Origin of the sequence: Fulvimarina uroteuthidis, assembly GCF_034321785.1 — a bacterium.
GTDB lineage: Bacteria > Pseudomonadota > Alphaproteobacteria > Rhizobiales > Rhizobiaceae > Fulvimarina > Fulvimarina uroteuthidis.
This window is the reverse complement of the sequence record NZ_JAXLPB010000004.1, coordinates 381,674-395,691: the sequence shown is the minus strand read 5'-3', so window position 1 is coordinate 395,691 and position 14,018 is coordinate 381,674. Positions and strand designations below refer to the sequence as shown.

Below are 14,018 nucleotides of genomic sequence, written 5' to 3'. Positions count from 1 at the left end.
ACCCGACCTCGAGGTGCGGGGCCATGCCCTTCGTCGAAAGTTTTTGCCATGCGCATCCATCTCGGTTGCCAGCTCACCTACCAGCTGGCCCAGCCGACGCCGATGATCGTCAATCTCAACGTCCACTTCTCCAAGGCCGGACGGCTCGAGAGGCCTGATTACCTGCACACCAACCCCTATGTTCCGGTAACGAGCTATCGCGACAGCTTCGGCAACTGGATCAACCGGCTCGTCGGCCCCCAGGGCACCTTCACCATCGGCACCGACACGGTGATCCACGATGACGGCCATGCCGACCCGGTGGGCTACGGCGCCTACCAGCACCCGGTGGAGGAGCTGCCCTCCGACGTGATGGTCTATCTTCTGGGCAGCCGCTATTGCGAGACGGACCTTCTGTCGGACGAGGCCTGGCGGCTGTTCGGCCATATCGAGACCGGCTGGGACAAGGTGCAGGCGGTCTGCAATTTCGTGCACAACCACATCCATTTCGACTACATGCAGGCCCGCGCGACGCGCACCGCCGCCGAAACCTACAACGAAGGCATCGGCGTGTGCCGCGACTACACCCATCTGGCCGTCGCCTTCTGCCGCGCGCTGAACATTCCGACGCGCTACTGCACCGGCTACATCAGCGACGTGAACCTGCCCCAGCCCTGGGGCGAGCAGGATTTCTGCGCCTGGATGGAGGTCTATCTCTCCGGCCGCTGGTGGACCTTCGACCCGCGCAACAATGCCCCGCGCTGGGGCCGCATCCTCATCGCCATCGGCCGCGACGCCTCCGACGTCCCGCTCACCCACACCTTCGGCCCGAACACCCTCACAGGGTTCAAGGTCTGGTGCGAAGAGGTGCCGGAGCAGGGCGCGGCGGGCTGGCGCTAGGGGCGGGCCTTGGACCGAAAGGCGCGCGTCCCCCGGCTTGAGAACCGTGAGCCGGACCCGTGGTTGCGCGCCGACGGTTCGAGTAGCGTTGCGCATGCCGCCGAGCGATGTCTACGCCGCTCTCGGCTGAATCGCCTGATACTTGCCCTGTCGCCGGGCTTCCTCCAGATCGAACGCGTTCTGCAGGCGGAGCCAGTAGCCTTCGGACGTTCCGAAATAGCGGGAAAGCCGGAGGTCGGTGTCGGCGGTGATGGCACGGCGGCCGCGCGTCAGATCGCCGATCCGGGTGGCCGGGACACCGATGGCTGTGGCCAACGCGTTCTTCGTCAATCCCATGGGCTCCAGAAAGTCTTCAAGCAGAATTTCGCCCGGATGCACGTTCGTGATGAGTTCGTTCATGCTTGCCTCCTCGCCTCAGTGATAATCGACGATCTCGACATCGTCCGCGTGCCCACCGTCCCACCGAAAGCAGATGCGCCATTGGTCGTTGATCCGGATGCTGTACTGGCCCGAACGGTCACCCTGCAGCGCTTCCAGACGATTTCCGGGCGGGATACGCACATCGTCGAGGACCGCGGCTGCATCGAGTTGACGAAGCGTTTTCAAGGCAGTTCGCTGCATATCACCCGGCAATTTCCGAGCGATCTTCCCCCGCGCGATCGTCTCGGCCTGCTTGTCGTGGAAGCTGCGGATCATGCGATGCACCGCCGACGTCGTTTTCACTGAGCAATATAACGTGCTGCGTTATATGCTGCAAGACGTTACAGTCGATGGTCCTATCGGCGGCTCGTTTCCGTGGCCACCGCCCTCGACGGGATGACCGGCTGCCGGAATGGATCCCGGCTCGGAGGCCGGGATGACGAGGGGGAGAGGCCGGGATGACGAGGGGGGAGAGGCCGGGATGACGAGGGGGGAGAGGCCGGGATGACGAGGGGGGAGAGGCCGGTCATTCGTCTCGACGACCGCAGGGAGCAGACGTCCGCAATGCCCTACCAGCCAATCCCACGATAAAGCTCCGTCCAGTCGGGATTGATCGCCTCGATCAGGTCGATCTTCCACCGGCGCGGCCACCGCTTGATCGTCTTTTCCCGCGAGATCGCGTCGCGGATATCGAAATGCTCTTCGTACCAGACGAGCCGCTTGACCCCGTAACGGCTGGTAAAGCCTGGTGTCAGGTCGTTCTTGTGTTCATGGACACGGCGCGAGAGATCGGAGGTGACGCCGGTGTAGAGCGTGCCGCCCTTCCTGCTGGCCATGATGTAGACGAAACCGGTCATTGTCGAAGATTGCAAAATGCACGCCATGAAGGCAATGGCGTATTGCTGATAGGCCTTCCGAACCTTCGTCATCCCGGACTTGATCCGGGATCCATACCTCTTGCCTCTGGGCAAGTATGGTGGCGCCCTCGTCAACGACGTCAGCGAGGATGGTCCACAGGAATGGATCCCGGCTCGGAGGCCGGGATGACGAGGGCGCGGGGATTTGCGCTGGAATCTCCCGGCACAAATCTGGTTTGTAGAGCGTGCCGCCCTTCCTGCTGGCCATGATGTAGACGAAACCGGTCATTGTCGAAGATTGCAAAACGCACGCCATGAAGGCAATGGCGTATTGCTGATAGGCCTTCCGAACCTTCGTCATCCCGGGCTCGACCCGGGATCCATTCCTCTTCGCCATCGGCGTCTTCGCTCGTGCGCCGGCCATCCTCGAAGGGATGACCGGCTACCGGAATGGATTTCTGCTCAGAGGCGGAAGGCGAAACCGAAAAAGCGGAACGCGGCCTCAGGCTTCGGTCGCGCACCTCACCCCAACGCCTCCCGGACCATCGCCTCTTCGAACACCTCGTCGCGTGCTTCCCCCTCGACGCGTTCGCGCCCGGCTTCGAGCATGACGGGGACGGCCAGCGGGGAGATCTTGTCGAGGGGCTTGTGGACGATGTGGTGCTTGATGCGGGCGAGGAGGTCGGAGACGCGGGCGACGTCGAGAAGGCCGGAGGCGGCGTCGGCCCAGGTCGCCTTCAGGAGGATGTGGTCCGGCTCGTGGGCGCGCAGCACGTCGTAGACGAGGTCGGTGGACACCGTCACCTGGCGCCCGGTCTTCTCCTGCCCCGGCTGGTTGCGCTGGACGAGCTGGGCGATCACCGCGCACTGGCGGAAGGTGCGCTTCAAGAGCCATGAATCGCCCATCCAGGCTTCCAGATCGTCGCCGAGCATGTCCTCGTCGAAGAGATCGTCGAGCGCGATGCGTCCGTCCCGGATCATCGCGCCCATGTCCGCCTTGCCCCAGATCGAGATGGCGTAGTCGGTGGCGACGAAGCCGAGCGGCTTGGCGCGGGCGCGCTCCAGCCGGCGGGTGAGCAGCATGCCGAGGGTCTGGTGCGCGATGCGGCCCTCGAACGGGTAGAGCACCATGAAGAAATGGGGTCCGCGCGGGAAGGTCTCGACCAGAAGGTCCTGCGGGCCGGGGATCACCGATTTCTGCGCCTGCAGCGCCAGCCACTGGCCGACCTGCTCGGGCAGCTGCGACCAGCGGGCGGGGTCGGCGAGCATGGCGCGCACCTCGCCGGCCAGGAAGGTTGTGAGGGGAAATTTCGAGCCGCCCCAATAGGGCACCTTCGGTTCGGTGCCCGGCGCGCGCGTGACGAGGCAGCTGGTCTCGAAGATGCCCTCGAAGCGCAGGACCTCGCCGCCGAAGAGGAAGGTGTCCTTCGGCCCGAGGGTCTCGAGGAAGGCCTCCTCGATCTTGCCGAGAATGAAGCCGCCGCGCTGGATGGTGCTTTTGGTGCGCTTCTTCACGAGCCGCACGTCGAGGGAGAGGGCCTCGACGATGGTGCCGGCATTCATCCGGTAGGCCTGCGCGATGCGGGGATGGGTGATGCGCCAGGTGCCGTCCTCGGTGCGGCGGATGCGGGCGTAGCGCTCGTAGACGCGCAGGGCGTAGCCGCCGGTGGCGACGAAATCGACGATCTGCTCGAAGGTTTCCCATGCAAGGGAGGCGTAGGGGGCGGCGGTGACGATCTCGTCGTAGAGCGCGTCGGCGTGAAACGGTTCGGCGACCGCCATGCCGAGCACGTGCTGGGCAAGAACGTCCAGCGCGCCCTCGCGCAAGGGGGGCGTGTCCTGGTCGCCCAGATAGTTGGCGTTGAGCGCGGCCTGGCACTCCATCACCTCGAAGCGGTTGGACGGCACGAGGATCGCCTTCGACGGCTCGTCCATGCGGTGATTGGCGCGGCCGATGCGCTGGGCGAGGCGCGAGGCGCCCTTGGGCGCGCCCACATGCACGACGAGATCCACGTCGCCCCAGTCGATGCCGAGGTCGAGGGTCGAGGTGGCGACCACCGCGCGCAGCGCGTTGCGCGCCATCGCCGCTTCCACGCGCCGGCGCTGGGCGACGTCGAGCGAGCCGTGATGGAGCGCGATGGGCAGCGTGTCCTCGTTAATCTTCCACAGCTCCTGGAACAGAAGCTCGGCCTGGAAGCGCGTGTTGACGAACAGCAGCACGGTGCGGTGGGCCTTCACCGCCTCGTAGATCTCGCCCATGGCATAAAGGCAGGTATGGCCCTGCCAGGGCACGCGGGCCTCGCTCTCCAGGATCGCGATGTCGGGCTTGGCGCCGCCCGACACCTCGATGAGGTCGGCCTGCGCGTCGGCGCCCTGGACCTGGGGCACGAGCCAGCGGCAGAGCTCGGCCGGCTGCGAGACGGTGGCCGAGAGGCCGACGGTCTGCAGCCCCGGCGCGAGCTTGCGCAGGCGCGCGAGCCCCAGTGCCAGGAGATGGCCGCGCTTGGAGGTGACGAGGGCGTGGAGCTCGTCGAAGACGACATATTTCAAGTCCGCGAAGAAGTCCCGCGCGTCCTTGCCGGCGATGAGGAGGGCAAGCTGCTCCGGCGTCGTCAGGAGAATGTCGGGCGGTTTCAGCTTCTGGCGCTGGCGCTTGGCCTGGCTGGTGTCGCCCGTGCGGGTTTCCAGCGTCACGCGCAGGCCCATCTCCTCCACCGGCCGTTCCAGATTGCGGCGAATGTCGGTGGCAAGCGCCTTCAAAGGCGAGATGTAGAGCGTGTGGACGCCGCGGGCGCGCGTGCCGGGCCTGCGCGGCGTCAAGCCCGCAAGATCGACCAGCGCGGGCAGGAAGCCGGCCAGCGTCTTGCCAGCGCCGGTGGGCGCGATGAGAAGCACCGATCGCCCGTCCTGCGCGCGCGCGATGAGGTCCAATTGATGGGGGCGCGGCGCCCAGCCGTTGCGATCGAACCAGTCGGTGAACGCCTTGGGCAGCACGAAGGACGCGGTCGCCGCGTCGGCATTCATTGGGGCAGGCGGGGCGAAACGGTCGTTCAAGGGTCTGAAAAGTCCTGTTCTTGGCCGGACGTCTGGCGTGGACTTGTGGCCAGCCTGTCCAATGTGTGTCTGACGAGGGACTTTGTCGCCTGCTGCGCGCGCTTTTGATGCGCGCGCCGGGCAAATGATGCGGCGTATCGCCAGACACGCCGCCAGACGGGAGACGTGAATGCGGCTTTTGACCATCGCCATGGCCCTGGCATGCCTTGTCGTGTCCGGCATGTCGGCCGGCGCCCAATCGGATTCGGGACCTGCGACGCGCTGGTTCGAGGTCGACAGCCTCAATGAAGGCCTGCCGCCGACACCGCCCTTCGTCGATCGCGACACCCCGCAGGCCATGATGGAGACGTTCTGGTTCGCGGGCCAGGACGAGGACTGGGGCCGTGCCATGTATACGCTCAACCTGAACGGCGTCGCGCCGGAGATCCGGAGCGATGTCGCGCCGTTTCTCACCGAGCGGCTCTTCGAGGTGATCCAGCGCGGCATGTCCATCGACTGGAACGATTATTCCGACCGGCCCGATGCGCTGGAAGCGATGTCCTCGTCGAAGAACCCGATGGCCGGGGAGACACGCCGCAATATCCGGCTCGGGGTCCTGGAGCTTCAGAACCGTCCCGTCTCGATCCGCATCGAGCGGCTCAAGCCGGAGGACGGCGAGCCGGTCTGGGTGTTCTCGTCCGAAACCGTCGCGAACATCAACGCGCTGTACGAGATCTACGGGCCCTCGCGGCTCGAGCAGGCGATGCCGGAGGTCCTGCGCGCGCCGGCCTTCTGGACGTTGAAATGGTGGGAGGTGATCGCGCTGCCGCTGGTGTTCCTTCTGGCGCTGGGCGCCGGGGGCGTCGCCTACAAGAGCGTCGCCCGCGTCAAGCGCCGCAAGGTCCGCCGCATCGTCCGCGAAATTCTCGACGCGGTGCAGGTGCCGATCGCGCTTCTGGCCTTCGTCGGCGTCTTCTCGCTCGTGAAGGGGTTCCTGTTCACCTTTTCGGGCCCGGTCAGCCAGTTTCTCGGACCGCTCCAGACGCTGCTCTTCGTCACCGCCCTCGCACTCATCGCGGTCCGCATCGTCGACGCCATTCTTGAGCGTCTCGTCGCGCGGAACATGGAGGACCTGACCGAGAACGAGGATGCCGACACCCGCGATCTGTACACCAACATCTCCGCCATCCGGCGCATGGCCGTGGTCGTCGCAATCCTGGTGGGCGGCGCGCTGATCCTGATCCAGACCAACGCCGCGCAGACCCTCGGCTTCTCGCTGCTGGCCTCGGCCGGCGTGATCGGCCTCATTCTCGCCTTCGCCGCGCGCACGCTCCTGGCGGACATCATGGCGAGCCTGCAGATCGCCATCGCCAAGACCGCCCGCATCGGCGACGCGATCCTGTGGCAGGGCAACTGGTGCTATGTGGAGAAGATCAAGTTCACCCATGTGCAGGTGCGCAGCTGGGACGAACGCCGGCTGATCATCCCGGTGTCGGAACTCGTCTCCAACACGTTCGAGAACTGGTCGAAGCAGGACCCGACCATCGTCAAGCTGGTGGAATTGCGGCTCGATCACCGGGCCGACGTGGATGCGCTGCGCGAGGCGTTCGAGGCGTTCGTCAAGGACGAGGAAGACATCACCGACAAGTCGGAAACCAAGGTCCAGGTCGTTGGTCATGATGCGACAGGCATGCTGGTCCGCTTCGTCGCCCCGGCTCCCGATCCCATCAGGGGCTGGAACATGCAATGCCGCATGCGCGAGCATCTGCTGGCCTCGGCTGCGCGACTGGAAGACACCGCAGGCGGGGAACCGGGCGGCAAGGCGGCCTACTTCCCCCGCGAGCGCGAGGTGAAGATCGGTGAGAACATGCAGGGCGCCGAAGGCTGAGAGGCGTTCAGCGCGCCAGGTACCGGTCCGTCCGGTGGTTGATCGCCAGAAACGCATTGAGGCAGATCGCGCCGAGGATCGAGTAGAGCACCGACACGCCGTCGACGACGAAGAAGGCAAGGCCGAGGATCACGAGGTCGATGCCGAGCTGTGTCAGCCCGGCGCGCCATCCCAGCGTATCCTGAAGGAAGATCGCCAGAATGCCCGCACCGCCGAGGCTCGTGCGGTGACGGAAGAGGGCGAGCAGTGCAAAGCCGAGGAGCAGCCCGGCCGTCATCGCGCCGATGGCCGGGTTGATCGTGCCGAAGGTGAGATAGTCCGGCTGGATCGCGGTCGCGATCGACAGCAGCGCGACGGCGAGGAAGGTCTTGAAGGTGAAGGCAAAGCCCATGCGCGTCGCCGCAAGGACGTAGAACGGCAGATTGATGAGGAAGAAGGCGAGCCCGACATTGATGCCGAACGCGTAGGAGGCGATCAGCGCCAGTCCCGCCACGCCGCTCGTCAGAAAGCCGAGATGCGAGAGGATCGCGATACCGAGCGTGGCCAGCACCACGCCGGTCAGGATCGCCTGCGCATCCTCGATCGGCGTGTGATGGGTGGGGGTCGCATGCCAATCGCCGAACCGCCAGCGGATCGGACGAGGGGCGGGCGCTTTTACGCCGGTGTCCCGACCGGCGTCCGACGTCGCGGAGTTGGATGGCACACTGTCCGCCATGACGCCTTGCCCTATGCTGCGCTGCGAGACGGCGACCCTAGTCTGGAATTCACGATCTGGCAAAGCGGCAGGGTTCGTGCGGGTTCGGCGCATGCGGCGGCCTTCGCCAGCCGAGCGGGCGACGGGCCCGGCGTTGCCGCAAATCCCCCGCCGCAGGCTCGCTTTGCCCGTTTGGACGCATACATGGCCCTGTCGGCCTCGCGAAGCAGCCTGCCGTCGTTCGAAGCGCAGTTTCGGCCGATAGCGATGCCCACGCTGACGCCGAGGACGACCCGATCCATGCCGATCGCGTAGTGGCCGGAGATCGTTTCGTCCAAAACCTTTCCAAGTGCGTGCGCAGCTTCCGGCGGGCCATGCCGACACAGGACGACGAATTCGTCGCCGCCGATACGCGCCGCGAAGTCACCCGGAGAAAGCCTTGCGCGGATCCGGTCGGCGACCTGTTTCAGGATCTCGTCTCCGGCTTCGTGTCCGAGCGTATCGTTGACGGACTTGAACCCGTCCAGATCGAGAAAGAGCACGGACGCAACGTCCGCGCTTCGCCGCTCCAGCTCGCTGTCCAAGGCGCGTCGGTTGGCAAGGCCGGTCAGCCCGTCCACATGGGCGATGCGCGCAAGCACGAGGCGCGTGCGATAGAGCTCCGAAAGCGAGACATATTGCTGCTTGCACGACCTGAGGCAGACGATCATGCAGATGATGTAGAGAGGCGCAAGCTTGGCGTGTTCCTCGTGGGGCGACATCAATGTCATGGCCATTGCAAGGCCACAGGTCGTCAACGACATCCCATTCGCGATCATCGGCCTTACCGACAGAAAGGCCAGGATACCCAAAGCGAAGGTCGTGGCCTGCAGGAAGCCGAGCATGAACACGACCGGATGATCGACGAAGGCGGCGCGGCCGGCAAACAGTCCGACGGCGATGGGATAGCAAAAACCCAGAAGGCCATATCGGATCTGCCACCGTTCGAGCTGCCCGCGATCGGGGAAACGGATGACGAGACGCGCTCTCTTGTAGGATATGGCATAGGCGCACCTGACGACCCCGGCGAGGATGCCGGCAAGGCCGATCGCCAGGAGAACGTCGTCGTCGGTGCCCGTCGCGGCATAGGCTGTCAGGAGCGTGAACAACAGCACCGACATGGCGACCGGGGTAAGGCTGGCGAACATGTAGTCGACGAGCTCGGTGAGAATGCCGAGCTCCAGCGAGCGGCCGTAAAATCGATGAGTTGCATTCATGTGATTTTGCTCCCCTTATGGTTGAAATACATGACGCAAACTTTATAAATGTTCGTTAAACGTGCATTCCTGCTGCTTTTCCGGGGCGGAGGGTCTCATACGCCGCATGCCCGCCCGTCCGGCATGCGGACGGCACGGCGTGGCAAAGCACGGGTTCTTGCCTTACTTCGTCAGGATGAAACCCGACGATCTGCTGCATCCGACGCCCAAGGGGCTCTATTGCCCGCCCGGCGACTTCTACATCGACCCCGTCGGCAAGGTGGACCGGGCGCTCGTGACCCATGGCCATGCGGACCATGCACGGCCGGGAAACCGCGCCGTGATGGCGACGCGCGAGACGCTCGACATCATGGCGATCCGGTATGGCGACGATTTTTGCGAGACGCGTCAGATCGCAGAGCTGGGCAGGCCGGTGGGGATCGGCGATGTGAGCGTGAGTTTTCACCCGGCCGGCCACGTCTTCGGCTCGGCGCAGATCGCCGTCGAATGGAAGGGGCTGCGGATCGTTGCGAGCGGCGACTACAAGCGGCGTCGGGACCCGACCTGCCTGACCTTCGAGCCGGTGAAATGCGATGTCTTCATCACCGAGGCCACCTTCGCCCTGCCGGTGTTCCGCCATCCCGACACGGCGTCCGAGATCGACAAGCTGCTGGCGTCGATGCGGCGCTCTCCGGAGCGGGCCCACATCGTCGGCGCCTATGCGCTCGGCAAGGCCCAGAGGGTGATACGCCATGTACGCGAGGCCGGCCACGACCGACCCATCTACATTCACGGCGCGCTGAAGAAACTCTGCGACTATTATCAGAGCGAAGGGATCGACCTCGGCGCGCTCCCGCCCGCGACGATCGAGAACGGCAAGAAGGGCGATTTCGCGGGCGCGCTGATCATCGGAACGCCCTCGGCCTTCGCCGACAAATGGGCGCGGCGCTTTCCCGACCCCGTGGCGTCGTTCGCATCCGGCTGGATGCGGGTGCGCCAGCGCGCCCGCCAGCGCGGCGTCGAACTGCCGCTCATCCTGTCGGACCACGCCGACTGGGACGAGCTGACGCAGACGATCCGCGATGTGGAGGCAGAGGAGATCTGGGTGACGCATGGCCGCGAGGAGGCGCTGGTGCGCTGGTGTCAACTGGCCGGGGTCAAGGCCCGACCACTCCACCTTGTCGGCTACGAGGACGAGGCGGAATAGGATCCCGCCTCCGTCTCCACTTCAACCCGATGATCAGTCGGGAACGTCGACCGCGTTGGCGTCGGAGCCGGCGCCGGCTGGCTCCGCTTCGGACGGGGATACGAGCTCGCCGGTCGCGGCCTCGCCGCCTGCGGCACCATCCGCTTCGGGGGCCGCCAGTTGCTCGGTCTCCTCGAGGCTGCTGCCGTCGGGCGAGGTGGAGACGCCGATGCTTGCGACCACGATGTAACCGATCACGATCAGCGCCACGCCGGCGATCAGGACAAACAGAATGGGCCTGCCCGTGCGACCCTGGCGGGCATCGGTTTCGTTCAGTTTGTCAGCCATATGATTGTGTCGTCCATTGTTCGTTGGCAGCTGCAAGTTTGGCAGCTTCGTAGGCCATTGATGTGGAGCCGGCAATCGCAGGCACAAGCGGCATCAAGCATTGTTGAGCGCGGATTCTTCGGGCAAATCGCCACATCGGGCGCGTTCGTGCTGCGCGGCCGAACCCGGGCCCGACGCGGCTGACGGCATCAGACGCTTTCCGATCAGAGGGTTAGCGCCGTGATGTCATGCAGGTGTCGCGGCCGCGAATCCCGTTCGACGATCGGCCCCCTTTGCCACGTCGCCGTCTGGGGGACGGAATGCGAGGCTTCCTGAAACCGGCCCCGGGACGATCGGCAGCGTGTCGAGAAGAGAATCAGGGACGGAGCTGAACGAAGATCGGATTCTTCTCGTCTTCCTTCTTCTCGACGATCAGGGTGAACCGGTTGGGGCTTCCGACCTCCTGCTCCAGCTTGAAGGCGAGTTCACCGGCTTCGGCCCGCGCGGATTCGAGCTTGGCAACGCTTTCCAGGAAGCTGGAGGGGGCGGATATATCGGCGATTTCGAGCGCTTCGTCGAGATTCTCGCTGAGGGACGATCCGGCTTCGTCGCTGGCATCGTCGCTCTCCACGTCGAGCTTCATGCGGATCGTGTCGACGCGATCGCCGGCGGTGCCGCGAGCGATCTGCGCCAAGGCGAAACCCTTGCCCTCGCTGCGCGAGAAGCATTCCTTCTGTCCGGAAAACAGCGTGCTTTCGTTCCAGTTCGCGCCATCGAACGCTTTGCAGAGTCTGACCGGATCGGCGATCCCGTCATCTTCGGCGGCGGCGGCGGCGGCGGCGGCCGGCGCGTCGGGCTCGGCCGGCGGAAGGTCGGCGCTCTTCAGCGCGACGGGCTTCAGAAGGCGCGGTTCGGCGGCGGTCATCTGGGTCGCCTGGAGGTAAGGGGCGGTCGTGATGTCGGAGGCGCTTGCGACGCGTTCTTTCGTTTCGGCCTTCAGGGCGGCGAACTGCGCGCTCTGGAATGCGTCGCTCGTGCGCACCGCGAAGGTGACGCAGGAAATGGCGACAGCGAGAAGAATGAAACGGAAGGACGTGCTGGCGACGAAACGGTTTGCGAGTTCACCTGCCGTCCGGTGCTCGCCCACGAGGGTCTTGAGCAGGCGAAAGCGATCCGCCTGGTTCCATCGGTTCATGCTTGAGAGCCCCCTGACAATTTCGTCCCTGAATTTGACCATCGTGTCCCCGCACCTGTCCCCGTCGAGGAGGATGAGAAGCGCCCAACTGCGGCGAAATCGAAGCCGGACGCGGCCATGGCCGCCGCCCGCACGATTTCGTTCGCACCCTGTTGCTGGTAGGCAACAAATTCGTCCACAAATGGGCGGGGAACGCGAAACCATCCCCGAAGCCTGCGCGCGTCAAGCTTCGGGTAAGGTTGACGAGAGTGGACGCCGTTTCCTCAGCCCCGGCGAATCACGTAATCCAGGAGATGGTTGGCGTAGTAGACGTAACCGTCGACCGAGGCGTGGAAGCCGTCCTTGGAAAAGCCGATCGGCTCAACGCGCGGAAGCGTGGTCGAGACGAACGCGCCGCGCTCGTAGCACAGATCGGCGCCCGTGCGCCGGATGATCCGCGCGCGCAGTTCGAGGACGTGCGCGAGCGCCTTCGGCAAAGCGGGCACGCGCTTGAAGTCGACGGGCGGCGACCAGATGATGCGGGCCTCGGGCCACTTGGCCTTCAGCGCATAGAGAAGCGTGCCGAAATTCTTCTTGAACCGGCGCGCGCCATGGAAGTTCTTGGCGTCGTTGGTGCCGATCATCAGGACGATGTGGGTATAGGCTTCGCGGGCCAGGTTCGGCACGACATGGTCGCGCACCTCGGCCGAAACCGCCGAGTTGGAGCCGGCCGTCCGCCAGAACACGGAATTGCCGGTGATGGCGTAGATCCGCTCGGCCAGCTTGGGGCCGAGGGAATCGCCGATATCGTCGACGCCGACGCCGGCCGCGCACGAATCGCCGATGACCAGCAGGCGAACGTCCGCCGCATCCATCGACGGGGCCCCGATCGTGCCGGTGAGCGGGCCTTCCGGAAGGCCGAGGCGCACGATCTGCTTGCGCGCCTTGAGGCCCTGCCAGATGTAGACCGGGAACATCAGCCACGAGATCAGCGCCGTCTTGCCGGACGCCGAGATGCCGCCTGCGTCGAAGCCGTTCAGCGCCGGCAGAAGATCGTCGATGCGCAACTGGCTCATGCCTTCAGGACCTCCACGCCGGGCAAGACCTTGCCCTCCATCCATTCGAGGAAGGCACCGCCCGCCATCGAGATATAGGTAAAGTCGTCACTGACCCCCGCCTGATTCAAGGCCGCGACCGTATCGCCGCCGCCGGCGATGGAGACGAGCCTGCCGGCCCGCGTCAATTCGGCCGCATGCCGCGCCGCTCCCATCGTCGCCTCGTCGAAGGGCTCGATCTCGAATGCGCCGAGCGGGCCGTTCCAGACAAGCGTCCTGGCACGGTCCATCCGGTCCTTGATCGTCTCGAGCGATTTCGGTCCCGCATCGAGGATCATCATGTCCTCGGCCACCTCGTCGATCGGCGCGGTTTCGGTCGAGGCGCCCGAGCGGAGGCCTCTTGCGAGGACAGCGTCGGTCGGCAGGACGATCTCGCAGCCGGTCTCCTGCGCCCGCGCCATGATCGCGCGCGCGGTGTCGGCCAGATCGTGTTCGCACAGCGACTTGCCGACGGCGATGCCCTGGGCGGCCAGGAACGTGTTGGCCATGCCGCCGCCGATGACGAGGATGTCGACCCGCCCGACGAGATTGGTCAGGACGTCGATCTTGGTGGAGACCTTGGAGCCGCCGACGATCGCGATGACGGGCTTGTCCGGTGCTTCGAGGCCCTTCTGGAGCGCCTCGATCTCGGCCTGCATGGTGCGGCCCGCATAGGCGGGAAGATGGTGGGCGAGGCCCTCGGTCGAGCCATGGGCGCGGTGCGCGGCGGAAAACGCGTCGTTCACATAGAGTTCGCCGAGGGAGGCGAGGCTTTCGGAGAAGGCGGGATCGTTCGTCTCCTCGCCGGCGTGGAAGCGGGTGTTTTCGAGAAGCACGACATCGCCGTCGGACAGCGCCTCGACGATGCCGGCGGCGACCGGGCCGATGCAATCGTCGGCAAAGCCGACGGGCTTGCCCAGGAGGTCGGCGAGCACCGGTGCGATGGGCTGAAGCGACATCTCCATGTTCGGCTTGCCCTTGGGACGGCCGAAATGGGCAAGGAGGATCACCCGCGCGCCCTTGTCGGACAGTTCGCGAATGGTCGGCAGCGCCTTTTCGATGCGCGTCGCGTCCGTGACGCGTCCGTCCTTCATCGGAAGGTTGAAATCGACGCGCAGGAGAACCCGCTTTCCGGTGACGTCCGCATCGTCGAGTGTTCTGAACTGAAAGGTCATGAAAAGCGTGCCGAGCCCTGATTGGTCGTTGGGGGAACAGTCTGCGACATCCTATG

At 65.3% G+C, this 14,018-nt stretch carries 13 protein-coding genes; 3 read left to right on the top strand and 10 right to left on the bottom strand.

Going from position 1 to position 14,018, the window contains the following annotated elements:
- Positions 1-48 precede the first annotated feature (48 nt).
- Positions 49-879, top strand: coding sequence for a transglutaminase-like domain-containing protein (locus U0C82_RS14080; RefSeq protein WP_322187786.1), 831 nt, complete (start codon positions 49-51; stop codon positions 877-879).
- Positions 880-990: 111 nt separating this feature from the next.
- Here U0C82_RS14080 and U0C82_RS14075 read toward each other — a convergent pair whose 3' ends face one another.
- From U0C82_RS14075 to U0C82_RS14060, 4 genes are all read right to left on the bottom strand, one after another.
- Entirely contained in the window at positions 991-1,278 is a 288-nt protein-coding gene (locus tag U0C82_RS14075) for a HigA family addiction module antitoxin (RefSeq protein ID WP_322187785.1), read from the bottom strand.
- Positions 1,279-1,293: 15 nt separating this feature from the next.
- On the bottom strand, positions 1,294-1,575 hold the full coding sequence (locus tag U0C82_RS14070) for a type II toxin-antitoxin system RelE/ParE family toxin (RefSeq protein ID WP_322187784.1): 282 nt from the start codon (positions 1,573-1,575) through the stop codon (positions 1,294-1,296).
- Positions 1,576-1,868: 293 nt separating this feature from the next.
- Positions 1,869-2,156 (bottom strand): GIY-YIG nuclease family protein, encoded by a 288-nt coding sequence (locus U0C82_RS14065; RefSeq protein ID WP_322187849.1) that lies wholly within the window; start codon positions 2,154-2,156, stop codon positions 1,869-1,871.
- A gap of 522 nt (positions 2,157-2,678) precedes the next feature.
- A complete protein-coding gene (locus tag U0C82_RS14060; RefSeq protein ID WP_322187848.1) occupies positions 2,679-5,180 on the bottom strand; it encodes a ligase-associated DNA damage response DEXH box helicase in 2,502 nt (833 codons plus the stop codon).
- Positions 5,181-5,379: 199 nt separating this feature from the next.
- Here U0C82_RS14060 and U0C82_RS14055 point away from each other — a divergent pair, with 199 nt between their 5' ends.
- Entirely contained in the window at positions 5,380-7,077 is a 1,698-nt protein-coding gene (locus tag U0C82_RS14055) for a mechanosensitive ion channel family protein (RefSeq protein WP_322187783.1), read from the top strand.
- A gap of 7 nt (positions 7,078-7,084) precedes the next feature.
- Here the strand turns inward: U0C82_RS14055 and U0C82_RS14050 are convergent, their stop codons facing one another.
- Together U0C82_RS14050 and U0C82_RS14045 are read right to left on the bottom strand one after the other, a co-directional pair.
- The gene (locus U0C82_RS14050) at positions 7,085-7,792 is read right to left on the bottom strand and encodes a YitT family protein (RefSeq protein WP_322187782.1); all 708 of its coding nucleotides are present in this window, start codon (positions 7,790-7,792) and stop codon (positions 7,085-7,087) included.
- A gap of 11 nt (positions 7,793-7,803) precedes the next feature.
- Positions 7,804-9,027 carry a GGDEF domain-containing protein gene (locus U0C82_RS14045; protein WP_322187781.1) on the bottom strand — a complete coding sequence of 408 codons (1,224 nt, stop codon included), beginning with the start codon at positions 9,025-9,027 and terminating at the stop codon, positions 7,804-7,806.
- Positions 9,028-9,202: 175 nt separating this feature from the next.
- Here U0C82_RS14045 and U0C82_RS14040 point away from each other — a divergent pair, with 175 nt between their 5' ends.
- On the top strand, positions 9,203-10,213 hold the full coding sequence (locus U0C82_RS14040; RefSeq protein WP_322187847.1) for a ligase-associated DNA damage response exonuclease: 1,011 nt from the start codon (positions 9,203-9,205) through the stop codon (positions 10,211-10,213).
- A 33-nt stretch (positions 10,214-10,246) separates the two neighbouring features.
- Here the strand turns inward: U0C82_RS14040 and U0C82_RS14035 are convergent, their stop codons facing one another.
- The 4 genes from U0C82_RS14035 to U0C82_RS14020 form a co-directional block, all read right to left on the bottom strand.
- Complete coding sequence (locus U0C82_RS14035; RefSeq protein ID WP_322187780.1) at positions 10,247-10,540, bottom strand: hypothetical protein; 294 nt, start codon at positions 10,538-10,540, stop codon at positions 10,247-10,249.
- Positions 10,541-10,895: 355 nt separating this feature from the next.
- Positions 10,896-11,714 (bottom strand): DUF6030 family protein, encoded by an 819-nt coding sequence (locus U0C82_RS14030; RefSeq protein ID WP_322187779.1) that lies wholly within the window; start codon positions 11,712-11,714, stop codon positions 10,896-10,898.
- A gap of 263 nt (positions 11,715-11,977) precedes the next feature.
- Complete coding sequence (locus U0C82_RS14025; protein WP_322187778.1) at positions 11,978-12,769, bottom strand: SGNH/GDSL hydrolase family protein; 792 nt, start codon at positions 12,767-12,769, stop codon at positions 11,978-11,980.
- Entirely contained in the window at positions 12,766-13,962 is a 1,197-nt protein-coding gene (locus U0C82_RS14020) for a phosphoglycerate kinase (RefSeq protein ID WP_322187777.1), read from the bottom strand. Before U0C82_RS14020 ends, U0C82_RS14025 begins: the two co-directional genes overlap by 4 nt.
- Between the last annotated feature and the right edge of the window lie 56 nt (positions 13,963-14,018).

Bases quoted from the DNA above. Each gene is read 5' to 3' on its own strand.
- U0C82_RS14075 (WP_322187785.1), bottom strand. From the start codon at position 1,278: ATGAACGAACTCATCACGAACGTGCATCCGGGCGAAATTCTGCTTGAA.
- U0C82_RS14050 (WP_322187782.1), bottom strand. From the start codon at position 7,792: ATGGCGGACAGTGTGCCATCCAACTCCGCGACGTCGGACGCCGGTCGG.
- U0C82_RS14035 (WP_322187780.1), bottom strand. From the start codon at position 10,540: ATGGCTGACAAACTGAACGAAACCGATGCCCGCCAGGGTCGCACGGGC.
- U0C82_RS14025 (WP_322187778.1), bottom strand. From the start codon at position 12,769: ATGAGCCAGTTGCGCATCGACGATCTTCTGCCGGCGCTGAACGGCTTC.
- U0C82_RS14040 (WP_322187847.1), top strand. From the start codon at position 9,203: ATGAAACCCGACGATCTGCTGCATCCGACGCCCAAGGGGCTCTATTGC.
- U0C82_RS14080 (WP_322187786.1), top strand. From the start codon at position 49: ATGCGCATCCATCTCGGTTGCCAGCTCACCTACCAGCTGGCCCAGCCG.
- U0C82_RS14060 (WP_322187848.1), bottom strand. From the start codon at position 5,180: ATGAATGCCGACGCGGCGACCGCGTCCTTCGTGCTGCCCAAGGCGTTC.
- U0C82_RS14055 (WP_322187783.1), top strand. From the start codon at position 5,380: ATGCGGCTTTTGACCATCGCCATGGCCCTGGCATGCCTTGTCGTGTCC.
- U0C82_RS14020 (WP_322187777.1), bottom strand. From the start codon at position 13,962: ATGACCTTTCAGTTCAGAACACTCGACGATGCGGACGTCACCGGAAAG.
- U0C82_RS14030 (WP_322187779.1), bottom strand. From the start codon at position 11,714: ATGAACCGATGGAACCAGGCGGATCGCTTTCGCCTGCTCAAGACCCTC.
- U0C82_RS14065 (WP_322187849.1), bottom strand. From the start codon at position 2,156: ATGACCGGTTTCGTCTACATCATGGCCAGCAGGAAGGGCGGCACGCTC.
- U0C82_RS14070 (WP_322187784.1), bottom strand. From the start codon at position 1,575: ATGATCCGCAGCTTCCACGACAAGCAGGCCGAGACGATCGCGCGGGGG.
- U0C82_RS14045 (WP_322187781.1), bottom strand. From the start codon at position 9,027: ATGAATGCAACTCATCGATTTTACGGCCGCTCGCTGGAGCTCGGCATT.